The organism is Agrobacterium pusense (assembly GCF_013285525.1).
GTDB classification, from domain to species: Bacteria; Pseudomonadota; Alphaproteobacteria; order Rhizobiales; family Rhizobiaceae; genus Agrobacterium; species Agrobacterium pusense.
Genome location: NZ_CP053856.1, coordinates 1,850,142 through 1,872,309 on the forward strand (window position 1 = coordinate 1,850,142; position 22,168 = coordinate 1,872,309).

Sequence of the window (22,168 nt, forward strand, 5' to 3'; positions counted from 1 at the left end):
CTTCCACTCAACTCATACGGAAGGATTGATGATCTATGCAAGTCACCTTTGCTGGATTAGGTCTATTAGAGGTAAATCAAACGCGAAGCGGGCCATGATCCTATCACTCCAAAGCACGGTATCGACCCATGGAAATGCTTGGCGTTTGGCCGCCGCTGGAGGATAATCGCGGCATGATCACAGCAGATGACGAATTTCTGACGGGCCTGCCCGTTTTCCAGCGCTTTGAGGACGTGGTTGATCCGACGCTTTATCGTGCCCTGCCACCGGGATGGGGGCTTGCCATCGCCGATATCGTCGATTCAACGGCGGCGATCCAGACCGGCCGATACAAGGCGGTGAACATGGCCGGCGCGGCGGTCATTTCCGGTGTGTCGAACAGTCTCGGACGTCACGACCTGCCCTTCGTTTTCGGCGGCGATGGCGCCGCCGTCACCGTGCCCCCGGGCGGGCTGCCGCTTGCCAGCGCCGCTCTTTCTTCCGTTCAGCGTTGGGTGAAGGACGATCTCGACCTTACGATGCGGGTAGCGCTGGTTCCGGTTGAGGATATTCGTGAGAATGGCTTCGATGTGCGCGTCGCGCGTTTTCAGGCAAGCGACGATGTATCCTATGCGATGTTTTCAGGTGGCGGCAATAGCTGGGCTGAAGCACGGATGAAGGAAGGCCTTTATATCCTGCCCACCGCAGCCGCAGGCGAACGCCCGGATCTGACCGGCCTCTCATGCCGCTGGAATCCCATTCCGGCGACCCGTGGCAAGGTTGTATCCATCATAGCGGTGCCGGGGCAGTCGCGGGACATGCCGGCATTCCGCAAGCTTGTTACCGATCTTGTCGATCTGGCCGAGCAGGACGGAAGGCATGGCCACCCCGTGCCTGAGGAGGGCCCGAAGCTCGGTTTCGTGCGGGAGGGACTGAATCTCGAGGCACGCGCAGGAGCGGCCCATCGCGACGTCTGGGGCCAGTTGCGCCGTTCGTCCCGTATTCTCGGCGAGACCCTGCTTATCAATTTGCTCGGCTTGACGGGTCTTTCGCTCGGACGGTTCAATGCGGAGCGCTATCGGCGCTCCGTCGCCAGCAATACCGATTTCAGGAAATTCGACGACGGTTTGAAGATGACCGTGGACATCGACGCCGCAAGGCTTGAAAAAATTCGCGACCGGCTGGAGCAAGGCCGCCTGTCTGGAAGCTGTTATTTCGGCCTGCATGAGCAGGACGCCGCATTGATGACCTGTATCGTACCCTCCCCGCTTTCACGGGATCACATGCATTTCGTGGACGGCGCTGACGGCGGATATGCGGCTGCAGCAACCCTGCTCAAGCAGCAGATGCAGACTGTGCCCGCCCGCTGATCGCACCCGGCGCAAAGACCAGCGCGCTCCTTGCGGGATCACCCGCCCGGCCAGGTAACTCACAAACGAAAAACCGGCGTCAAGCGCCGGTTTCAATTCAATGCTGCCGGAGGCCTGACGGCCCCGGATCAGGCGGCTGTCTTGCTGCTCTTCTGCGCCTGGCAATAAATTTCCTCAAGGGAGGCCAGGATTTTCTTAACGGATTCGGAGTTGCTGGAATAATAGATGGTCTGCGCATCCCGTCGTGTCTTTACCAGCCGCTGGGCCCGCAATTTCGAAAGATGCTGCGAAAGAGCGGACTGGCTGAGACCAACCTGAGAGGCGAGAACACCGACCGGCACTTCCGTATCCACCAACGTGCATAAGATCATCAGGCGCTTGGGATTCGCCATCGCTGAGAGCAAGTCTGCAGCGGCGATGCTATGTTCCGACAGAGATTGGTTATCCATACGCTCAAGTCTCCTGATGACAGTCGGAAAGACGGTCATGGTGGCTATTATAGGTGTTCCAAAAGGTGTTTTTATAATTCGGTGGATACGTTGTATATACCTAAATCTTGCTTATATCGTGTCCCTTTCAAAGACTATTCTTCACTAATTATCCATCTAAGACACTTCACCTAAAATATCGGCGTTCTGCCTGATTTTTATCCCATTGACAATAAAAACATGTATTAGAATAAGTATTCATAAGCAACAAATGATAAAAATTTCAGCTCCCAAATCACCATAACCCGCGACCGATTTTGAGGCTTTAAGCTTATACCACCTTAAATTTAGCAACGGGCTACAGAATCTAGTTTTACTTTGCGCAATTTTCTCGAAATTTGCAATATGGTTTTTATTAGTAATAATTTTCATGCATAACTTATGATGTCAAAGATACTCTTTCCAACAGGGGGAAGGTAACTTGCCCGGAATATCTGCGGAAAAACAAAAGGGACCCCCGGTGAGGGAGGTCCCTTTTGTTTCCTGGCAAAAGCCAGTTATTTTTTGCGATGACGGGTCAGCCCTGCCACGACTTCGTCAGCGGAAATCGTGCCGACGATCGCGCCATTGTCGACGACACCGATTGCGCCGGAATGTTTGGCCAGCGCATCGAGAATGTCGATCAGGGGGGATGACGGGCGGGCGGTGGCCGCAACGGTCATCTGGCCGTTGCGTTCATCTACGCCCCGCTTCATCACATCCGCAGCGGTCAGCATGGAGATCGGGTTCATATTCTGCACGAAATCCGCGACATATTGCGTGGCCGGTTGCTTGACGATCTGCTGCGGCGTCCCGCACTGGATGATGCGTCCGCCTTCCATCATGGCGATACGATTGCCGATGCGGAAAGCCTCATCCAGATCGTGGCTGACAAAGAGGATCGTTTTCTTCAGCCGGCTCTGGAATTCGAGAAGCTCATCCTGCAGGCGGCTTCTGATAAGGGGGTCGAGCGCCGAGAATGGTTCGTCCATCAGCAGGATCGGCGCGCCGGTGGCAAACGCTCTCGCCAGTCCCACACGCTGCTGCATGCCGCCGGAAAGCTCTCCCACCTTGCGGTCGGCCCAGGCGGAAAGATTGACCAGTTCGAGCTGCTCGGCCACCATGCGTTTGCGCTCCGCTTCCGGTACGCCGGAAAGCTCGAGCCCGAAACCGACATTGTCGGCCACGTTACGCCACGGCAGAAGACCGAATTGCTGGAACACCATGGAAACCGTATGCATGCGCAGGTCGCGGAGCGATTTGGCCGTTGAGCGATAGGGATCGACAAAGCCGGTCTTGGTCTTCACCCCCACATTGCCACGTACCACGGGCGCAAGCCCGTTGACGGCCCTGAGCAGCGTCGACTTGCCCGAGCCGGAAAGCCCCATAAGCACGAGTATCTCGCCTTCGCTCACCGACAGCGATGCATTGGCGACACCGAGCACCAGGCCGGTCTCGGCATTGATCTCGTCGCGCGTACTGCCTCTGTCGATCATCGGCAGCGCGGCATCGGGCCGATCGCCAAAGACGATATCGACATTTCCGAAGATGATGGCGTCACTCATAGATCATCCTCCGTACCGGGAAGGCGGAAAAGCCGGTCAAGAACGATCGCCAGTATGACGATACACAATCCCGCCTCGAAGCCCATGGCGATATTGACGGTGTTCAAGGCGCGCACGACAGGCACGCCCAAACCATTGGCGCCGACAAGCGCGGAAATGACCACCATCGACAACGACAGCATGATCGTCTGGGTAAGACCGGCCATGATCTGCGGCGCGGCAAAGGGCAGCTCCACCTTGCGCAGCACCTGCGACGGCGTTGCTCCGAAGGCGACGGCCGCCTCGACCAGCGCCGGCGGCGTGGAGACAATGCCGAGGCGTGTGAGCCGCACCGGAGCCGGAATGGCGAAGATGACGGTGGCGATCAGCCCCGGAACCATGCCAAGGCCGAACAGCACCAGCGCCGGAATGAGATAAACGAAGGTGGGGATGGTCTGCATCAGGTCCAGCACAGGGCGCATGCCGGCATAGATCCATTTGCGTCTCGCCGCCAATATGCCAAGCGGTATGCCGATGATCATGCACACGGCGCTGGCGGCGATCACCAGCGCCAGCGTCTCCGTCGTCGCTTTCCAATAGCCGAGATTGATGATGAGCAGCAGGCCGAGTGCGGTGAAGATGGGCATGCCGATCGAGCGTCGCGTCCAGGCCGAAAGCGCCGTGACAATCGCCACGATGACCAGCGGATGCGGCGCCTGGAGCACATAAAGCAGGGCGTTGATGACGCTTTGGAAAATGAAGGAAAGCCAATCGAAGAAAAAAGCGAGATTGCCGGTCAGCCAGTCGATGGCCTCCTTGGCATATCGGCCGACGGGCAGGCGGTTTTCAGGAGCGCTGAGCCATTCCACGGTAAGAAAAGACCTTTCTTAAACAAATGCAGAAACAACGACCGGCAGACGGCGGCCGGACGCGGTGCTGGCGCATGACCTGCAATGCGTTGAAAATGCGCGGGCAAGGTCATGCATGGGCATCGATATTTCCCGCTGTATCCAGCCTGTCGCGCAGGCCGGATACAGTCATGCATAGTCTTGCGTTTTAAAGGCCAAGCGCCTTCTTGACGGCGGGCAGGGCGTCGGCGCTGCCATCCTTGGTCTTGACGTTGGCGAGCCAGGGTTCGACCGCAGCCGGATTGGCCTTCAGCCATGCGGTGGCGGCAGCTTCGCCCTCAAGCCCGTCATTCAGGATTTTGCCCATGATCTCGTTTTCCATGGGCAGGGAAAATTGCAGGTTCTTGAGGAAGGCGCCGACATTGGGGCATTCCTCGACATAACCCTTGCGAACATTGGTGTAGATCGTCGCACCACCGAAGTTGGGACCGAAGACCTCATCGCCGCCCGTCAGGTAGGTGAGCTTGAAATTCGCATTCATCGGATGCGGTTCCCAGCCGAGGAAAACGATCGGCTCGCCGGATTTTTCCGCGCGGGCGACCTGCGACAGCATCCCCTGCTCGGAGGATTCGACGACTTCGAACGCCTTCAATCCGAATGTATCCTTCGCCACCATGTCGAGGATCAGGCGGTTGCCGTCATTACCGGGCTCGATGCCATAAATCTTGCCGCCAAGCGCGTCGCTGTGCGTGGCGATGTCCTTGAAATCCTTGATGCCGAGTTCGGCACCCTTGGCGTTGGTCGCCAGCGTATACTTGGCGCCGGTCAGGTTTTCCCGCAGCGTTTCGACCGATTTGTCTTCGCGGTAAGGCGCGATATCCCCTTCCATGGTCGGCATCCAGTTGCCGAGGAAGACATCTATGTCCTTGTTTTTTAGGGATGTATAGGTAACGGGAACAGAGAGAAGCTTGACGTCGGTTTCATAGCCGAGGCTTTTCAGTAGTACCGTGGCGGTGGCCGTTGTGGCAGTGATGTCGGTCCAGCCCACATCGGAAAACCGCACCGTGCCGCAGCTTGCCGGTTCGGCGGCACCGGCCGCGCTGAACGTCATGGAGGAGATTGCTGCGGCCAGAACCAGACAGCGACGTCTATTTGCAAACATTGTTTGCTCCCTTTTTTTCGTTCCCTTGCCATTATCAATATCTTCCGGCCACAATCAACTCGCGTGCATTTGCGTGCTTTGGCCCGCCCGTTTGCGACAAAAACGGCAAAAACGTCGGGATTCGAACCTGCAAATGGGAAAACGCAGACCGCAGAAATCTGTGTTTTTCGCGCCTGCGCACTTTTCAATCCACATCTTCCTCGTCAAAAGACGCCTGATGCGGCATCGGACCGGGCTTTGTGATCGCCTGGTGAAATCCGGCGCGCCGTTTCGTGAGGTTGCGAGGCATCCGAAAGGCGCGAAGGCGCTCCGGGAGTGGATAATGGCAAAACTCTATTTCAATTATTCGACGATGAATGCCGGCAAATCGACCATGCTGCTGCAGGCGTCCTATAATTATCAGGAGCGCGGCATGCGCACGCTGATCTTCACGGCCGCGTTTGACGACCGCGCCGGCGTCGGCCGTGTCGCCTCGCGCATCGGTCTGTCCTCCGACGCCCTGACCTTCGATGAAAATACCGATTTGTTCGCTGAAGTATCGGCCCTGCATGTACAGGCGCCCGTCGCCTGCGTTTTCGTCGACGAGGCCAATTTTCTCTCAGAACACCATGTCTGGCAGCTTGCCGAGATTGTCGACCGGCTGGACATCCCGGTCATGACCTATGGTCTGCGCACGGATTTCCAGGGCAAGCTCTTCCCTGCCTCGAAAGAACTGCTTGCGATTGCCGACGAACTTCGCGAAATCCGCACCATCTGCCATTGCGGCCGCAAGGCGACGATGGTGGCCCGCTTCGACAATGAAGGAAATGTCGTCACGGAAGGCGCGCAGATTGAGGTAGGCGGCAACGAAAAATATGTTTCCTTCTGCCGCCGCCACTGGGTGGAGACGTTCAACGGCGGCTGAGCGGCTGCGTCCGGTTGCCGCATTTGATTTTTCGCAAAGATGACCGCCCGGCTCCTGCGCTAGAACGGCGGGGACATCCGCTTGGATGTGCTTTCTCTCAGGAGCAAAATTATGCAGAACAAAATTGCCGGATTTGCCAGCCTCGTCATTGCTGGAATTTTTGCCTTCCCCGCCCTGTCTGCCGAAATCGAAGTGAAGATGCTCAACAAGGGCAGCGATGGTCAGGCGATGGTCTTCGAGCCCGCAACCGTCAAGGCTGCCGTAGGTGACGTCATCACCTTCATTCCGGTGGACAAGGGCCATGACGCGGCAGCCGTGAAGGATATGATCCCCGAGGGGGTTTCCGAGTTCAAGGGCAAGATGAACGAGGCGGTGAAGCTGACGGTCGAGAAGGAAGGCGCCTACGTCGTCAAATGCACGCCGCATCTCGGCATGGGCATGGTCGCGCTCGTTGTCGTGGGCGACGCCGTGCCGGCCAACCTCGATGCCGTCAAGAGCGGCAAACTGCCGAAAAAGGCACGCGACCGGCTGAATGAGGAGATCGCCAGGCTCGGCCTCTGACTGCTTGCCCTCCGGCTCCGCGGCGGCCGTTACGTCGCAGTCCGTATGGAGAGCGATGATGGCCAGCGCGGACCGCAGGTTGAGAAAAGTTTCGCAATCATGTTGTATCCCGGTTGACCGGGACATATCTGCAGGACAGTAAATGACCGGAGTCCGACCAGGCGCCGAAGGGCGCCCCACCGGATGGCGGTTTTATTCCGGCATCCAGCCCCACGGGCAGAGGAGACTATGACGACATGATAGACCGGATCACCGCCACGATTCAGGCAGCCTTCAGTGCCATCGGCAGGGCCGCCGGTCTTCTCGTCGCCTGGCTTTTATGGCCCTTCATGGCCGCCCATGGCTGGTACAGCGGCCGCAACTGGCTCATCAAGGGCCCGATCGCTCTGGTTCTCATCCTGCTTGCCGGCTTCTACGGATATTTCGTCTGGCAAACGCAGGTCTGGAGCAATTTCGATCCGGATTACATTTCCCGTTACAAGCTTGCTGAACGGACCGTGCCGCCCGGACAGGAACTGCCGGCCGCCTCCCCGACGTCGCCCGCTGGCGCAACCGGTGCAGCCGCCAACACATCCGCGCCGGTGTGCCAGCGCTCGGCCATCGTTGACGCTGCCACCGATCTCACCGATTTCAACGTCAACCAGAATGCATGGATTTCCTCCATGCTGCTCTATCGCCTCGGTCTCTTCGGCATGGACTGGGATAGCACACCGTTTCTCGACAACAAGGCTTCATTCCAGCGCGGCGTCAACCAGGCCGTGCGCCGCACCTCGGTGGAGCTGGTGGATACGCTCGGGCGCGTGCGCGGGACATCGGGCATCAACAACAACCTCCAGGAAGCGCGTGGCAATATGCAGTTCAGCGAATATTCCTGGTATTTCGGTCTCGATCCTTTCGGCCCGAAGACGCCGACTCCCAGCTATTACCGCGCCGCGATCCGCAGCTTCCAGGCCTTCAATGGCGAGCTCGTCGCCTGCAAGGCCGTCTTCGACACCCGCGCCGACAACCTGATCCAGTTCATCGACCGCATTGCCGGCGATATCGGCTCGACATCGGCCATCCTGCGTGAGCGTTCGGAAAACTATAATGGCGGTTGGTTCGATACCCGCGCCGACGACCGTTTCTGGTTCGCCTATGGCCAGCTCTACGGTTATTACGGCGTACTTTCCGCAGCCGGATCCGACTTCGCGCAGGTCATCCGCGAACGCAACCTCACCAACCTGTGGAACGACACGCTCCTGCAGACCCGCGCAGCCTTGCGTATCCAGCCGGCGATCATCTCCAATGGTGAGGAGAGCGGCTGGATCATGCCGTCGCACCTGGCCACCATGGGATTTTACGTTTTGCGGGTTCGCTCCAATCTCGTCGAGCTTCGCTCGGTTCTCGACCGATAAAGAGCAGGGTTTCCCGAAGAGCGGGACTGATCAGACGATCAGGCCAAGGCGTATGGTCTTGGCCACCAGCTGGGTGCGGTTCACGCAGTCGAGCTTGCGGATGGCGTTGTTCATATAGGCGTTGACGGTATGTTCCGAGATGGAGAGAAGCTCGGCAATCTCCACCGAGGTCTTCCCCTGCGCCGTCCAGCGCACCACGTCGAGTTCCCGCTTCGTCAGCGGTGAAGGCCCTCTGGAGCCAGTGCGGCAAAGCCGGTCATAGACCTCCAGCGCGTGTAGCGCGATCATGCCCAGCTCGTTCAGCGCGGCCTGTTGCAGGGTATCGCGATCGCCTGCGAAATTCATCAGATACCGATTGCCGTTCATGCCGTGTACCGGGACCATGAGACCCGAAGTAATGCCCATGCTGCGCACGGAGGATACGGCATCCTGAAGCGTTTCACACGCAATGTCCGGGTCCTGCAACGACCAATATTGCGGCATCATCGATGATGCGCCGCGCCTGATGACGGGACAATCCCCGAGCGCACCGTCGCTGGTCATCGCATTCACGACCCAGATTGGCAGGCTGCTTTCAATGATCGTCGGCAAGCCATAGGCATTTTGGCCGCCGGGCAGGAGCAGCAGGGTCACATAGGCGTAACCGAAAGCGTGCATCACTTCCTGCAGCGCCTCCAGCCATTGGGACTTGTCGGCAGCAGCCGACAGATCATCGCATAGCCTCGCCTGACGCTCCGTCTTCACCATTCACGCCCCTTCTCCGCGCCGGGTCTTGACGCCAGGAGCGAAAAAATGCGTGGCCATGACGGGGTTGCGACCTTCATATCGTCTGGATTACCCTGCTAAAGCACCGGCTTTTCGGCCTTGTCCTTCGGCTTGGCCATCAGTTTCTCCAGGAAACCAAGCATGACCGCCGAGGCGACAAAAGCCAGATGGATGATCGTGAACCACATCAGCTTGCTGTCCGAGTACTGATTGGCATTGAGAAAGATTTGCAGCAGGTGAATGGACGAAATGGCCACGATTGACGACGCGACCTTGATTTTCAGGCTTCCGGCATCAAGCTTGCCCAGAAACGAAACCTCCGCATCGGCATCGTCGAAACGGCTGACAAAGTTCTCGTAACCGGAAATCATCACCATGACGATCAGGCTGGCGACGAGTGCAGCATCGATCAGGCCCAGCATGGCGAGGATCATGTCGGCTTCGTCGTAGGTAAAAACGTTCTTCGCAACTTTCAGAAACTTGAGCGCGAAAGAAAAGGCGTAGACAGCAAGTGCCGCGACGAGGCCGAGATAAAAAACGACCAGCAGCCAGCGGCTGGAGAGAATGATCCGCTCGACGAGCAGTTCAAGAGACTTCATTTCCGTATCCGATTATTAAACTGTTATTTTCGGGTATGCTTTCTTCCGCCATGTAAACTGGCCGCGAAGATCGTAGCAAGCATCAATGTCGGCACTTTGACCGCATCGTGGCGTTTTCGCCCTGACCCATCTTTTTTGGCCGCGGCCCGCAAACGTAATATTTTTGCAACATAGCGCCCCGCTTTAAAACATGATGCAAAAAGTCATATATAATATGTTGACAGTTATCGTCATGTTTTTTAGTCCTCGCTTATCGGCTCGCCCGTAACCAATCAGAACATATCCAGCCGCGCCTGAGCGCGGCGCGTTTTTGCGCGCCGTGGCTCCTGTGCGCGCATATTCGGGGGTAATCAATGTCCATCTCACGCACGCATTCCGCGCTGCTTCTCTGCACCGCCATGTCTCTTCTGCCCCTGACCGGCCACGCACAGGCACAGGCACAGGATGCCGCTTCCGGTACCAATGGCACCACCACGCTCGAAAAAATCGTCGTCAAGGGCAAGCGCGTCAAAAGCGCCAATGCCGTCGCCGATACGCCGCTGGCGAGCCAGACGACTGCGGAAGACATCCGCAAGAAGGACATCGGCAGCATCAAGGACCTCGGCAACAGCACGGAACCGGGTGTCGATTACGTCGACGCCAAGCCCGGCCGGCCCGGCGGCCTGTTCATTCGCGGCCTCGGCGGCGCACGCGTCGTCACTTTGATCGACAATATTCCCGTTCCTTACTTCAACAATTTCGCCCGTCAGGGTCAGGCAACCACCACCCTCAGCGACACAAGCTCAAGCTTCGATTTTTCCTCGCTCTCGACGGTCGATGTGGTGCGCGGCGCCGATTCCAGCCGTATCGGCTCCGGTGCCCTTGGCGGCGCTCTGGTACTGCGCACGCTCGAACCGGAGGACCTGATCGGTGAAGGCAGGGACTGGGGCGGTGTCGCCAAGACCACCTATGACAGCGAGGACAGAAGCGTGGGCGGATCGCTCGCCGTCGTCAAGAAGATCGAGAACACCTCGGTCCTGTTCCAGGGCTCCTACAAACGCGGCAATGAAACGGACAACAAGGGTACGGCCGACATCTACGGCACGCGCCGCACCAAGCCCAACCCCGCCGACACCTATGAAAGCAACCTGATGTTCAAGATCCGCCAGGATCTGGAAGGTGGCCACCGCATAGGACTTACTGCCGAACGGTATTCGCTGAGAGACCGCAGCGACATGAAAACCCTTCAGGGTGTCAGCGTATCGGGCTCGACCTATCGCATCGGCGATTACCGCGGTTACGAGGACACTGAGCGCGACCGCGTCTCGCTTGATTATGAATACGAGGCGCCCTCGACTGACAGCGTGATCGATGCCGCCAATCTGTCGCTCTACTGGACGCGCCTCTCCAAGGAATCCGGCGCCGGCGACCGGCTGACCAATAATTCCCTCTATATTCGCGAAGACAGCATGCGCAACAGCGCCTTCGGTATCGTCGGCGGCCTGGAATCCGGGTTCGAGCTTGGCGGCGTGCAGCACACCGTCCGTTTCGGCGGCAACGCCATGACCACCGATTTCAGCCAGGAGCTTTTCGCCAATACGGCCGGTTCGACCTCATCGTCGCAATCGGACATGCCTGACGTGAGCGGCAAGAGCCTCGGCCTTTATCTCGATGACGAAATCGCCTTCGGCAACGGCTTCCGCCTGACCCCCGGCCTGCGCTTCGATTCCTACGATTACGATCCCGATGGCTCCGTTTCCAGCAACAGCGGCTACCGAACATTCGGCCTGCCGAGCGGCAATAGCGGCTCGCGCTTCTCGCCGAAGCTTCTTGCCACCTATGACCTCACGCCCGAACTACAGCTTTTCGCACAATGGTCGATGGCCTATCGTGCCCCCACGATCAACGAACTGTATCTGAACTTCTCCAACGTCAGTTCCGGTTACGCTGTTGTCGGCAACTCCGCCCTCAATCCCGAGACCAGCAACGGTTTCGAGATCGGTGCGAACTACGCCTCCGGCGACCTGACGGGAAGCCTGACGCTGTTCCACAACAAGTACAAGAACTTCATCGAACAATATACGACCTCGACAACGCTCTTCCCCGGCTTCGGCGGCAGGGGCAACGGATCGCTGTTTACCTATCGCAACCGCAACAACGTCGAAATCTCCGGTGTGGAGGCCAAGGTCCGCAAGGATCTGGCAAACGGCTTCTTCGCCCACGCTTCGCTCGCCTACGCCTATGGCAAGGACACCGACACCAACGAGTTCATCCGCACGGTGGCACCGTTCAAGTCCGTCCTCGGTGTGGGTTATGCGCAGGATGTCTGGGGCACGGAACTGACGGGCGTTTTTTCCGCCGGCATGCGTGACGACAGGGTGGCCAACACTTTCGACGCCCCCGGTTACGGCGTCTTCAACCTGACCGGTTGGTGGGAACCCGAGCAGACCAAGGGCCTGCGCATCCAGGCCGGCATCTACAACCTGTTCGACAGGAAATACTGGAATGCCGTCGGCGTCCGCGACGTGAACCCGAATTCGGTCAGCACGGTCAATCAGCCGGTCGATTTCTACACGGAAGCAGGCCGCACCTTCAAAATCTCCCTGACCCAGAAGTTCTAAATCCGGGGCGGAAGCATCAACTCCAGTCGGGCGGCCTTTCGGGTCGCCCCTTTTTGTCAGCGGCAATAGAGATAGCCGCCTTTTCGCTCCAGCACGTCGAGATGCAGGTGATCCTGATGGGTTGCGTCGCTGCCGGGCGAAAGGACCGTGCGGAAAAACAGGCAGGCGGCAGCGGTAATCGTGCGCTGAAAAGCACCCTCCGGCGTCCCGTCCTCACCGCGCGGCTTCATCACCAGCGGCTCGCCCTTATCGAAGGAAATGGTGGAAATATCCACGGCATTGCCCTTGGCATGTTCGGAAATCTTGCCGTTTTCCGCTCTGTTGCGGTTGCGGCAAATATAGGTCGAAGCGTTGGCGATCGCCGTCACCTTTTTCTCCGGCAATGCCAGAGCGGCCGCCGGCACCATCATCTCCTTGGTCCAGCGTGAAAGCGCAAGCGCGGTTTCACAGCGCATGGTTCCAGATGGCTCAAGCTTGATGCCTGGGAGAACCACGGAAAGCTCGACAGGCGCGTCGATGCCGCACCCCTGTTCCGTATCGCGGATCGGCTCAAGCTGCTTGAACTCTGCACCAATCCCCTTCAACGAGGCAAGGCATGCCTGGAGTGCGGCCGGGTCCTCCGGCTTCACCGGCTCCGGTGGCTTCTCGTCAGGTTTCGCCGTTTCGACAGTCGGTTTCTTCTGCTCCACGCCATCCTTGTCCTCGCCTTCCTTCTTGGCGTCATCGGAACCCTTGTCTGCGGGTGTCTTTTCACCATCGGATTGCTGGTTTCCGGAAGCATCGGGTTTCGCGACCGGCTTCTCCTCGGGCTGCGGCTTGGGAACGGGTTTGGGTGCTTCCGCCGGCCTTTGCGGCGTCTCGTCGGATGGCTTTTCCGAGGGGGTGGAGGACTGCCCCTCACCCGGTTTCGGCTGCGGCACCGGCACCTGCGCCGGCGGTTCTGAGGCAGAAATCAGTGCGAGGGTGGTTACCAGAAGACACAGGCGATGAAGCATTTTACGGGGCACTCCTGACCGTTTCGGCAGGGGTGCAACGCCGCGGCGGCCCGTAAGGTTCATTCCCCTGCCGAAATCCGCTTGCCAAGGCGGATCGTGCACGCTAACAATTTTCGCATGAACATCGTGTCTAAGAACATTGCTAACTGGTGGTGGAGCAGCTTTACGCGGCCTTGACCAGTCATGTCTTCAGACAAAGTCCAAGCCGCCCGAATTTTCAGGCGGCTTTTTTGTTATCTTGCCGCCTGTCATCGGGCCTGAACAACGGGAAGTGCGAAAGAAATGGTAACGATCATTCAGGATGACGGAGCGGAAACCTACGAGACGAAAGGCGGCATCAAGGTCAGCCGAAAGCGCCGGCCTGCCGACTATGCCAACGCGATCGACAATTATGTCGAAAAGCTCGATTCCCATCGCGGCGCAGTTTTCTCGTCCAACTATGAATATCCCGGCCGCTACACGCGCTGGGACACGGCCATCATCGACCCACCGCTCGGAATTTCCTGTTTTGGCCGCAAGATGTGGATTGAGGCCTATAATGGCCGCGGCGAAGTACTGCTTTCCTTCATCACCGAAAAGCTGAAGGCGACGCCCGATCTCACGCTCGGCGCTTCCACCACGCGTCGTCTTGATCTTACCGTCAACGAACCGAACCGCGTCTTCACCGAAGAAGAACGCTCAAAAATCCCGACCGTCTTCACTGCGCTGCGCGCCATAGTCGACCTCTTCTATTCGAACGCGGATTCGGCAATCGGCCTGTTCGGCGCCTTCGGTTACGACCTCGCTTTCCAGTTCGACGCCATCAAGCTGTCGCTGGCACGCCCGGAAGACCAGCGCGACATGGTGTTGTTCCTGCCCGATGAAATCCTGGTCGTTGATCACTATTCCGCCAAGGCCTGGATCGACCGTTACGATTTCGAAAAGGGCGGCGTGACGACGGACGGCAAGTCCTCGGACATAGCACCCGATCCCTTCAAGACAACCGATACGATCCCGCCCAAGGGCGATCACCGTCCCGGCGAATATTCCGAACTTGTCGTGAAGGCCAAGGAAAGCTTCCGCCGCGGCGATCTGTTCGAGGTCGTCCCCGGCCAGAAATTCATGGAACGCTGCGAAAGCAACCCGTCGGCGATTTCGCGCCGCCTGAAGGCGATCAACCCGTCCCCCTACTCCTTCTTCATCAATCTCGGCCATCAGGAATATCTGGTCGGCGCTTCGCCGGAAATGTTCGTGCGCGTCTCCGGCCGCCGCATCGAGACCTGCCCGATCTCAGGCACCATCAAGCGCGGTGACGATCCGATTGCCGATAGCGAGCAGATCCTGAAGCTGCTCAACTCGAAGAAGGATGAGTCCGAACTGACCATGTGCTCGGATGTGGACCGCAACGACAAGAGCCGCGTCTGCGAACCCGGTTCGGTCAAGGTCATTGGCCGCCGCCAGATCGAGATGTATTCGCGCCTCATCCACACGGTGGACCACATTGAAGGCCGCCTTCGGGACGATATGGACGCCTTTGATGGCTTCCTCAGCCACGCCTGGGCCGTGACCGTCACCGGCGCACCGAAGCTCTGGGCCATGCGCTTCATCGAAGGCCATGAAAAGAGCCCGCGCGCCTGGTATGGCGGCGCCATCGGCATGGTCGGCTTCAACGGCGACATGAACACCGGACTTACGTTGCGCACCATCCGGATCAAGGACGGCATTGCCGAGGTGCGTGCGGGTGCGACCCTGCTCAACGATTCCAATCCGCAGGAAGAAGAAGCCGAAACCGAACTCAAGGCGTCCGCCATGATATCAGCCATTCGCGACGCGAAAGCCACCAACGCCGCTTCCACCAAGCGCGATGCGGCCAAGGTCGGTACTGGCGTGAAGATCCTGCTTGTCGATCACGAAGACAGCTTTGTCCACACGCTGGCGAATTATTTCCGCCAGACCGGTGCGACCGTCTCCACCGTCAGATCGCCGGTCGCAGCCGACGTATTCGATCGCTTCCAGCCCGATCTCGTCGTGCTTTCCCCCGGACCGGGCAGCCCGACGGACTTCGACTGCAAGGCGACGATCAAGGCGGCCCGCGCCCGCGAATTGCCGGTCTTCGGCGTCTGCCTCGGCCTTCAGGCTCTGGCGGAAGCCTATGGCGGCGAGCTTCGCCAGCTTGCGGTGCCGATGCATGGCAAACCCTCGCGCATCCGCGTGCTGGAACCGGGCCTCGTCTTCTCCGGTCTCGGCAAGGAAGTGACCGTTGGCCGTTACCACTCGATCTTTGCCGACCCCTCCACCCTGCCGCGTGATTTCATCATCACGGCCGAAAGCGAGGACGGCACGATCATGGGCATCGAACATGCCAAGGAACCCGTGGCTGCCGTTCAGTTCCACCCGGAATCGATCATGACGCTTGGCCAGGACGCCGGCATGCGCATGATCGAGAACGTGGTGGTGCATCTGACCCGCAAGGCGAAGACGAAAGCCGCGTGATGGCTGCCGCCGGCACCACCAACATCGAGCCGATAGGGGTGGAGCACGTTGAGAGCTTTCATCGTGCTCTCGATGCGGTATCGCGCGAGCGGAAATATCTGAGCTTCCTGGAGGCGCCGCCGCTCGATGCGGTGCGCGCCTTCGTTCTCGACATGATCGAGAACAACCATCCGCAATTTGTAGCGATTGCGGATGGCGAAGTGGCGGGCTGGTGCGACATTCGCCGCCAGGACAGAGTAACCCGCGCCCATTGCGGCACACTCGGCATTGGTATCCTACCAGCCTACCGTGACAAGGGACTTGGCGCGCAGCTGATGCGGCGAGCGCTCGATGCCGCCCGTCAAGGCGGGCTGCATCGTGTCGAGCTGAGCGTGCATGCGGACAACGCCAGAGCCATAGCGCTGTACGAAAAAATCGGCTTTGTGCATGAGGGCCGGGCCCACGATGCCGTTCTGATCGACGGGCGCTATATCGACAGCCTGAACATGGCGATCATCCTCGGTAACTAACCCCTCGGCAGCGCAGCGGAAATACAAAGTGCGAATTTCTTTAGCAGCTGCAGGTCGAAATGTCCCTCCCGGCGCAGCATCCAGGTCAGCGCGTCATTCGCCGTCCATGGCTTCTTGTAGGGTCTGACCGAAGTCACGGCGTCGTAAACGTCGCAGATGGCCGCGATACGCGCGTAAAGGCTGATCTCGCTGCCGGCGCGCCCGCTGGGATAACCGCCGCCGTCAATTCGCTCATGATGATTGAAGCAGACATCAAGCACCATCTCAGGCATCTGCTCGTTTCGCGACAATATTTCCCGCCCGAATGCCGGGTGGAGATTGATGATTTTGCGTTCGTCGGTGCTCAACCCATCCGCCTTGTTGAGAATGGACGAGGGTATTTCCACCTTGCCAATATCATGCAGCAGGCCACTGACGCCGAGCAGATCGACCGTTCCGCGGTCGAGCCCGAGATAATTACCGAAGAGGATCATCAGCCCGCTGACGGAAACCGAGTGCACGAAAGTCGTTTCATCTTTCGATTTCAGGCGGGTGACCCCGATGAAGATCGCCGGGTTCGACTGCACGGCATCGGAAATCTTGCCCGCCGCCGCCGCCATGCCCTTCAGCGACACAAGGCCGCCGGCTTCTGCGGAAGCAAAGGTCTCGGAAATAGTGCCTGCGGCTGATCGGACCGCATGGGTTACGGCGGCAATGGTTTCCGGGCAATTGTCCGGCGCCAGCGAAACCGCAGCCGAACGCCTGCCGCCTTCGGTATCGTATCCCCTGGCCGTGTTGATGATGATGCTTTCGGCGCCGCTTGATTTCAATTGCCGCATCAATTCCTCCTGCCGCAAAAGAAAGCGGTGCCGCTTTAAAAATCCCTGATTCGAAAGCGTTCCTTCGACCGCTTCGATAAACATGCCAAGTGTCAGTTGCTGGGTGGAAATTCGTTTGAGCATCAGACGCTTTTATTTTCCTTCCCGGGAATATAACCTAAAACCGCAATTCGTAAAAATGCCGGCGCACAACCGGATGAACTATAAAGGTGAAGTCAAGCCTTCCCAATCCCGCCCAAACTTGAACCTCGAAGATTAGATACCACAAATATGAAAATTTTTTACTCTCGATATATTTAAAACTCAAAGAATCAATTCGAATAGATCCAGAAACAACCCTCGAATGTAAATAATGAAGATTCTCGCATACGACGTAAATCAGGAGCCGAAGAAAGCCGCATGAATTCCAGACTTGAAAAGCGCATCGACCAGGGTACGGGCCGTGAACCGGCAGACGTGGTTCTCAAGAACGGCCGCTTCTTCGATCTCGTCACCGGAGAACTCGTTGCCTCGGATATCGCCATTTGTGGCGATACGATCGTGGGAACCGGCGAAAGCTATGAGGGTTACCGGGAAATCGATATTTCCGGCAAAATCGTCGTCCCCGGTTTCATCGATACGCATCTCCATATCGAATCGTCGCTGGTGACACCGCATGAGTTCGATCGCTGCGTTTTGCCGTATGGCGTCACCACCTCCATTTGCGACCCGCATGAAATTGCCAATGTGCTCGGGGTGGAGGGGCTTCAGTTCTTCCTCGACAGCGCCATGGAAACCATCATGGACATCCGCGTGCAGCTTTCCTCTTGCGTGCCCGCCACTCACTTGGAAACCGCTGGCGCCGACCTGCCGATTGAAAAGCTGCTGCCGTTCCGGAACCACCCGAAGGTCATCGGCCTTGCTGAATTCATGAATTTCCCCGGTGTCATCCACAAGGACCCGGTGTGCATGGCGAAGCTGGAGGCTTTTCAGGGCCAGCATATCGACGGGCACGCACCGCTTCTTTCCGGAACAGCGCTGAACGGTTATCTCGCTGCCGGCATCCGCACCGAGCATGAATGCACAAGTGCAACGGAAGCGCTGGAGAAAATCCGCAAGGGCATGCACATTCTGGTGCGCGAAGGCTCGGTCTCGAAAGACCTGCATGCCCTGATGCCCATCATAACCGAGCGGCTGTCGCCCTATCTGGCGCTCTGCACCGATGACCGCAACCCGCTAGACATCGCCGAACAGGGCCATCTCGACTACATGATCCGCACCGCGATCGCCAGCGGCGTGGAACCGCTCGCCATCTATCGCGCCGCCTCTATTTCCGCCGCCAAAGCCTTTGGCCTGCGCGATCGCGGCCTGGTCGCGCCGGGCTGGCGCGCCGATCTCGTGGTGATCGACAGCCTGGAAAGCTGCAAAGCCAGCATGGTTCTTTCCGCAGGCCGGATCGTCAACGATGCGCTCTTTGCCACGCGCAAACCGGTCGCACCGGTCGGTCTCGACAGCGTCAAGGCGAGACCCGTGCTCACCTCGCATTTTGGCGTGCCGGTCACGGAAGGCGAAAGCCCTGTCATGGGCGTGCTTCCCGGCAAAATCATTACCGAGCACCGCCGCTACAGGCTGCCGACGGACGGCAACCAGACCACCGTCGATCTCGAAAACGATATCATCAAGGTCGCCGTCATCGAACGCCACGGCAAGAACGGCAACCATGCCAATGGTTTCGTTCAAGGTTTCGGCCTGAAAAAGGGCGCCATCGCCTCCACCGTCGGTCATGACAGCCATAATATCTGCGTTGTCGGGGTGAGCGAAGACGACATGGCGCTGGCCGCTAACCGGCTGGGCGAAATCAAGGGCGGTTTTGTCGTGGTGGAAGACGGCAGGGTGACAGGCGAAATCGCTTTGCCCGTCGCCGGGCTGATGAGCCTTGAACCCTACGAGACCGTTCGCGATACGCTGCACACCCTGAGAAAAGCAGCCTATGCGCTGGGCACCACGCTGGAAGAACCCTTCCTTCAGGTCGCCTTCCTGCCCCTGCCCGTCATCCCCCATCTCAAGATTTCCGACATGGGCATGGTGGATGTGGACCGGTTTGCACTGATCTGATGGTGGCTTGGCGACTAGCGGCAGCGAAGAACGCTTCGCCTCCGTTTTTGAGGCCGCTGGCGCGGCCTCATGCCTTCGTCTCCGCAGGCCAGGTGACATAATAATATTTGCCCGCGACCCTGCCGAAATAGGCATTTTTTCCCGTCGCCTTTTCGACATAACTCCCGTTTCCGTCCTTGGAAAGCGCACCGTCTTCGCTGCGCTTCAGTTGAGTATTGAGGAAGTCGACCCAGTTGGTCTTGGCGGTATCGGTAGCTGTGGTCGGCGTTGCTTTTTTCTGGTTGGGATCCCACGCATTGATCGTTTTACCCTGAGTGGGATTGGTAACCTGCAGGGCCCCGCGCTCGAGAGCGCCTACCATTGCCCGGGCGCGCAGATATTGCGCCGGATCGTCGCCAGCCAACGCGAGCTTCGCTTTCAGATTCCGCATGAAAGCGGGCGACGCGATATAGTCGGCCGAAGAGGTTTTTGCCGCTGGTGTCGATGAGGATGTGCGGGCCGCCGATTTCCCGGAAGGAAATATATCGCGGATGGACGGAAGGGCAGCCTTGGCTTTGCCGCCTGAGGACCTAGTATTACCGCTGTTGGGCTGATTGAAATTCTTGATTGAAACGGACATGACAATTCCTGCTTCACTAACGAGTGGTGATGGAAATATGCAGGACACGATGTTTGACGCCGAAAGCTTGCCCAAGACTTGCAGTACAGCCGAAATAAATGCGAAACCATTATTTATGCGGAGGAAAAACGACAATATAAACATTCTAAATTATGAATATACTTAAATAGCTTCGTTACGACGTTAAGACAAAGCCATGACGTCACATGCGGCGGTGGCAACCCGCCCCGCAGCCAGAGACTCTTCGCGGATCAGCACAGGCAGCTTATCGCTTCGGGATCAGCGACCTGCGAAAATAAACGACGCGCTCCGTTTCCTCAAATCCCAGGGCCGCATGCATGCGATGGGAGCTGAGATTGGCGATATCGGCATCGGAGGCAAGTTCGCTGACGCCTTGGGCGATGGCCCATCGGGTCACCTGCTCCACCAGAAGGGCGGCGACGCCCTGCCTGCGGAACGCCTCCTCCACGTAGATTCCCTCAAGAAACGCCACGGGTGACGTATCGCAGCCGTTGACGTAATCCCGCCGCAGGCTGACCTCGGCAAAACCAATGGCCGATCCGTCAAGATCGTGAACGATAAATCCAGCCCCGGTTTCGCAAACGTCCTGCAACTCAGCCCGATGGTCTTCAGGCGCCGTATCGGGCCAGAGACGGTGTCGCAGAAGGCACCAGTCATCCGGATAGTCGCCAGCATTTCGGACGTCGAAAGTCCCGCTCATTCAATGCTCCCGCAAAACACGTCCAGCCCCTCAAGCTTGACGATGCCGCCATCAAATAGCGGCTCGAAACCCGGCATCGGCAGGATTGTCGTCACGTTCATGCCCTTGGGGATGGGAAACTCCACCGGCTTGCGCGTCAGGTTGAAAACGAAAAGCAGCGTATGCTCGCCCTTGTGCCGCGTGAAGGCCAGCACGTCGAGATTGGTTTTCAGGAACGTCATGTCCCCGTCACGCAGCGCGCCATGGCTTTTCCGGAACGACAGAACCGCCCGGTAATGGTTCAGGATCGAGTCCGGCCTGCGCTCCTGCGCATCCGCGGCGTGCATGGCATGCGCATAGGGCACCGGCAGCCACGGTTTGTCAGCGGTTGAAAAGCCGGAATTCTGCTTGCCTGTTTCCCACACCATCGGCGTGCGGCATCCATCGCGCCCCTTGAAGGCTGGCCAAAAGCGGATGCCATAGGGGTCACGCAAATCAGCGAAAGCCAGCTCAGCCTCCGTCAAGCCAAGTTCCTCGCCCTGATAGAGGCAAATGGACCCGCGCAGGCTGGCGAGAACGCAGATGGCAAGCTTTGCAACCCGCGTCTGTTCTTCGGCGCCTTCCGAAAACCGGCTGAGATGGCGCACCACGTCATGGTTGGAAAAGGCCCAGCAGACCCACCCGTCCGTCACCACCTTGCCGAAAGTCTCGACCGACCCGCGGATGTGTTTGGCGGTGAAATCCGGCCCCAGAAGGTCGAAGGTGTAGCACATGTTGAGCTTGTCGTTGCCGGATGTGTAGGCAGCAACGGTCTTCAACGACCGCGCGCCGTCACCCACTTCACCCACGGTGGCGCGGCCCTCATACTCATCGAGCAATGCGCGAAAGCGCTTCAGGAATCCGATATTTTCCGGCCGGGTCTTGTCATAAAAATGGTCCTGCATGCCGTAAGGGTTGACGTCGGAAGCGTCGAGCCCGAAGCTTTCCTCGTCGAACAGCGGCGGGTTGTCACGCAGGAGCTTGTCGTGGAAATAGTGATTGACGGTATCGAGCCGGAAACCGTCCACGCCGCGATCCAGCCAGAAGCGTACCGTTTCCAGCAGCGCATCCTGAACCTCGGGATTGTGGAAGTTCAGGTCCGGTTGCGACGTCAGGAAGCTGTGCATGTAATATTGCTTGCGCACGCCATCCCACTCCCAGGCCGGTCCACCGAACACAGAAAGCCAGTTTGTCGGTGCCGTGCCGTCCGGTTTGGGATTGGCCCAGACATACCAGTCGGCCTTGCTGTTCGTCCGGCTCGCCCGGCTGTCCACGAACCATGGATGCTGGTCCGACGTGTGCGAGATGACCTGGTCGATGATGACCTTCAAGCCGAGACGATGCGCCTCGGCCATCAGCGCATCGAAATCAGTGAGCGTGCCGAACAGCGGATCGACATTGCAATAATCCGAGACGTCATAGCCCATATCCGCCATGGGCGAGGTGAAGAAGGGCGAAAGCCAGATTGCGTCGACACCGAGCGAGGCGATGTATGGCAAGCGCTTGGTCACGCCGGCGAGATCACCATAGCCGTCGCCTGTCGTGTCCTGAAACGAACGCGGATAGACCTGATAGATCACCGCTCCCTTCCACCAGTCCGATTGCGCTTGGGGTTTGTGGACCGGGGCATGGGATAACGTCATCGGCAATCTCCTGATCGTGTCTGACGGAGAGAATATAAAGCCGCCGCCTCCGCGTAAACCTTAACTTCGCACCTGCACAAACGGCC

Annotated in this window: 19 protein-coding genes; 8 read left to right on the plus strand and 11 right to left on the minus strand. The window is 58.4% G+C overall.

Annotated features, from left to right (window positions below):
- Positions 1–173: 173 nt before the first annotated feature.
- Positions 174–1,349, plus strand: a complete 1,176-nt coding sequence (locus HQN82_RS09090) for a DUF3095 domain-containing protein (RefSeq protein ID WP_112766683.1) — start codon at positions 174–176, stop codon at positions 1,347–1,349.
- 128 nt (positions 1,350–1,477) lie between these two features.
- Here HQN82_RS09090 and HQN82_RS09095 read toward each other — a convergent pair whose 3' ends face one another.
- The 4 genes from HQN82_RS09095 to HQN82_RS09110 form a co-directional block, all read right to left on the minus strand.
- Positions 1,478–1,798 carry an ArsR/SmtB family transcription factor gene (locus HQN82_RS09095; protein WP_003524068.1) on the minus strand — a complete coding sequence of 107 codons (321 nt, stop codon included), beginning with the start codon at positions 1,796–1,798 and terminating at the stop codon, positions 1,478–1,480.
- A gap of 536 nt (positions 1,799–2,334) precedes the next feature.
- Complete coding sequence (gene choV / locus HQN82_RS09100) at positions 2,335–3,381, minus strand: choline ABC transporter ATP-binding protein (protein ID WP_004443032.1); 1,047 nt, start codon at positions 3,379–3,381, stop codon at positions 2,335–2,337.
- Entirely contained in the window at positions 3,378–4,229 is an 852-nt protein-coding gene (choW, locus tag HQN82_RS09105; protein ID WP_173614779.1) for a choline ABC transporter permease subunit, read from the minus strand. Before choW ends, choV begins: the two co-directional genes overlap by 4 nt.
- Before the next feature lie 187 nt (positions 4,230–4,416).
- Positions 4,417–5,319 carry a choline ABC transporter substrate-binding protein gene (locus HQN82_RS09110; RefSeq protein WP_373887382.1) on the minus strand — a complete coding sequence of 301 codons (903 nt, stop codon included), beginning with the start codon at positions 5,317–5,319 and terminating at the stop codon, positions 4,417–4,419.
- Positions 5,320–5,692: 373 nt separating this feature from the next.
- Between HQN82_RS09110 and HQN82_RS09115 the strand changes: the two genes are divergently transcribed.
- The 3 genes from HQN82_RS09115 to HQN82_RS09125 all read left to right on the plus strand — a co-directional run bounded on the left by HQN82_RS09115 (position 5,693) and on the right by HQN82_RS09125 (position 8,229).
- Positions 5,693–6,274, plus strand: a complete 582-nt coding sequence (locus tag HQN82_RS09115) for a thymidine kinase (protein WP_004443038.1) — start codon at positions 5,693–5,695, stop codon at positions 6,272–6,274.
- Between the two features lie 111 nt (positions 6,275–6,385).
- The gene (locus tag HQN82_RS09120; RefSeq protein ID WP_072494710.1) at positions 6,386–6,835 is read left to right on the plus strand and encodes a pseudoazurin; all 450 of its coding nucleotides are present in this window, start codon (positions 6,386–6,388) and stop codon (positions 6,833–6,835) included.
- Positions 6,836–7,071: 236 nt separating this feature from the next.
- Positions 7,072–8,229 (plus strand): DUF2333 family protein, encoded by a 1,158-nt coding sequence (locus HQN82_RS09125; protein WP_112766622.1) that lies wholly within the window; start codon positions 7,072–7,074, stop codon positions 8,227–8,229.
- A 30-nt stretch (positions 8,230–8,259) separates the two neighbouring features.
- Here the strand turns inward: HQN82_RS09125 and HQN82_RS09130 are convergent, their stop codons facing one another.
- Positions 8,260–8,976: a helix-turn-helix transcriptional regulator gene (locus HQN82_RS09130; protein ID WP_112766623.1), complete on the minus strand. Its 717-nt coding sequence runs from the start codon at positions 8,974–8,976 to the stop codon at positions 8,260–8,262.
- Between the two features lie 95 nt (positions 8,977–9,071).
- Positions 9,072–9,593, minus strand: a complete 522-nt coding sequence (locus HQN82_RS09135; RefSeq protein ID WP_004443046.1) for a TIGR00645 family protein — start codon at positions 9,591–9,593, stop codon at positions 9,072–9,074.
- 353 nt (positions 9,594–9,946) lie between these two features.
- Here HQN82_RS09135 and HQN82_RS09140 point away from each other — a divergent pair, with 353 nt between their 5' ends.
- Positions 9,947–12,193 carry a TonB-dependent hemoglobin/transferrin/lactoferrin family receptor gene (locus tag HQN82_RS09140; protein WP_173614780.1) on the plus strand — a complete coding sequence of 749 codons (2,247 nt, stop codon included), beginning with the start codon at positions 9,947–9,949 and terminating at the stop codon, positions 12,191–12,193.
- Between the two features lie 56 nt (positions 12,194–12,249).
- On the opposite strand, the gene HQN82_RS09145 is transcribed toward HQN82_RS09140, so the two are convergent.
- Positions 12,250–13,188: an extensin-like domain-containing protein gene (locus HQN82_RS09145; protein WP_173614781.1), complete on the minus strand. Its 939-nt coding sequence runs from the start codon at positions 13,186–13,188 to the stop codon at positions 12,250–12,252.
- Between the two features lie 282 nt (positions 13,189–13,470).
- Between HQN82_RS09145 and HQN82_RS09150 the strand changes: the two genes are divergently transcribed.
- Both HQN82_RS09150 and HQN82_RS09155 read left to right on the plus strand, forming a co-directional pair.
- Complete coding sequence (locus HQN82_RS09150) at positions 13,471–15,660, plus strand: anthranilate synthase (RefSeq protein WP_112766627.1); 2,190 nt, start codon at positions 13,471–13,473, stop codon at positions 15,658–15,660.
- Entirely contained in the window at positions 15,660–16,169 is a 510-nt protein-coding gene (locus HQN82_RS09155; protein ID WP_173615008.1) for a GNAT family N-acetyltransferase, read from the plus strand. Before HQN82_RS09150 ends, HQN82_RS09155 begins: the two co-directional genes overlap by 1 nt.
- Here HQN82_RS09155 and HQN82_RS09160 read toward each other — a convergent pair.
- A complete protein-coding gene (locus HQN82_RS09160; protein ID WP_035211098.1) occupies positions 16,166–17,110 on the minus strand; it encodes an HD-GYP domain-containing protein in 945 nt (314 codons plus the stop codon). The two genes, HQN82_RS09155 and HQN82_RS09160, sit on opposite strands and share 4 nt — an antisense overlap.
- A gap of 276 nt (positions 17,111–17,386) precedes the next feature.
- Here HQN82_RS09160 and ade point away from each other — a divergent pair, with 276 nt between their 5' ends.
- On the plus strand, positions 17,387–19,081 hold the full coding sequence (gene ade / locus HQN82_RS09165) for an adenine deaminase (protein ID WP_173614782.1): 1,695 nt from the start codon (positions 17,387–17,389) through the stop codon (positions 19,079–19,081).
- A gap of 67 nt (positions 19,082–19,148) precedes the next feature.
- Here the strand turns inward: ade and HQN82_RS09170 are convergent, their stop codons facing one another.
- The 3 genes from HQN82_RS09170 to bglA form a co-directional block, all read right to left on the minus strand.
- Complete coding sequence (locus tag HQN82_RS09170) at positions 19,149–19,700, minus strand: hypothetical protein (RefSeq protein WP_173614783.1); 552 nt, start codon at positions 19,698–19,700, stop codon at positions 19,149–19,151.
- A gap of 265 nt (positions 19,701–19,965) precedes the next feature.
- On the minus strand, positions 19,966–20,421 hold the full coding sequence (aac(6'), locus tag HQN82_RS09175) for an aminoglycoside 6'-N-acetyltransferase (protein ID WP_112766630.1): 456 nt from the start codon (positions 20,419–20,421) through the stop codon (positions 19,966–19,968).
- Positions 20,418–22,082, minus strand: a complete 1,665-nt coding sequence (bglA, locus tag HQN82_RS09180) for a beta-galactosidase BglA (protein ID WP_173614784.1) — start codon at positions 22,080–22,082, stop codon at positions 20,418–20,420. Before bglA ends, aac(6') begins: the two co-directional genes overlap by 4 nt.
- Positions 22,083–22,168 lie beyond the last annotated feature (86 nt).

What these genes read in the sequence shown, in the direction of transcription:
- HQN82_RS09090 (WP_112766683.1), top strand. Translation starts at nt 174, where the DNA reads ATGATCACAGCAGATGACGAATTTCTGACGGGCCTGCCCGTTTTCCAG.
- HQN82_RS09095 (WP_003524068.1), bottom strand. Translation starts at nt 1,798, where the DNA reads ATGGATAACCAATCTCTGTCGGAACATAGCATCGCCGCTGCAGACTTG.
- choV (WP_004443032.1), bottom strand. Translation starts at nt 3,381, where the DNA reads ATGAGTGACGCCATCATCTTCGGAAATGTCGATATCGTCTTTGGCGAT.
- HQN82_RS09110 (WP_373887382.1), bottom strand. Translation starts at nt 5,319, where the DNA reads ATGACGTTCAGCGCGGCCGGTGCCGCCGAACCGGCAAGCTGCGGCACG.
- HQN82_RS09115 (WP_004443038.1), top strand. Translation starts at nt 5,693, where the DNA reads ATGGCAAAACTCTATTTCAATTATTCGACGATGAATGCCGGCAAATCG.
- HQN82_RS09120 (WP_072494710.1), top strand. Translation starts at nt 6,386, where the DNA reads ATGCAGAACAAAATTGCCGGATTTGCCAGCCTCGTCATTGCTGGAATT.
- HQN82_RS09125 (WP_112766622.1), top strand. Translation starts at nt 7,072, where the DNA reads ATGATAGACCGGATCACCGCCACGATTCAGGCAGCCTTCAGTGCCATC.
- HQN82_RS09130 (WP_112766623.1), bottom strand. Translation starts at nt 8,976, where the DNA reads ATGGTGAAGACGGAGCGTCAGGCGAGGCTATGCGATGATCTGTCGGCT.
- HQN82_RS09135 (WP_004443046.1), bottom strand. Translation starts at nt 9,593, where the DNA reads ATGAAGTCTCTTGAACTGCTCGTCGAGCGGATCATTCTCTCCAGCCGC.
- HQN82_RS09140 (WP_173614780.1), top strand. Translation starts at nt 9,947, where the DNA reads ATGTCCATCTCACGCACGCATTCCGCGCTGCTTCTCTGCACCGCCATG.
- HQN82_RS09145 (WP_173614781.1), bottom strand. Translation starts at nt 13,188, where the DNA reads ATGCTTCATCGCCTGTGTCTTCTGGTAACCACCCTCGCACTGATTTCT.
- HQN82_RS09150 (WP_112766627.1), top strand. Translation starts at nt 13,471, where the DNA reads ATGGTAACGATCATTCAGGATGACGGAGCGGAAACCTACGAGACGAAA.
- HQN82_RS09155 (WP_173615008.1), top strand. Translation starts at nt 15,660, where the DNA reads ATGGCTGCCGCCGGCACCACCAACATCGAGCCGATAGGGGTGGAGCAC.
- HQN82_RS09160 (WP_035211098.1), bottom strand. Translation starts at nt 17,110, where the DNA reads ATGCTCAAACGAATTTCCACCCAGCAACTGACACTTGGCATGTTTATC.
- ade (WP_173614782.1), top strand. Translation starts at nt 17,387, where the DNA reads ATGAATTCCAGACTTGAAAAGCGCATCGACCAGGGTACGGGCCGTGAA.
- HQN82_RS09170 (WP_173614783.1), bottom strand. Translation starts at nt 19,700, where the DNA reads ATGTCCGTTTCAATCAAGAATTTCAATCAGCCCAACAGCGGTAATACT.
- bglA (WP_173614784.1), bottom strand. Translation starts at nt 22,082, where the DNA reads ATGACGTTATCCCATGCCCCGGTCCACAAACCCCAAGCGCAATCGGAC.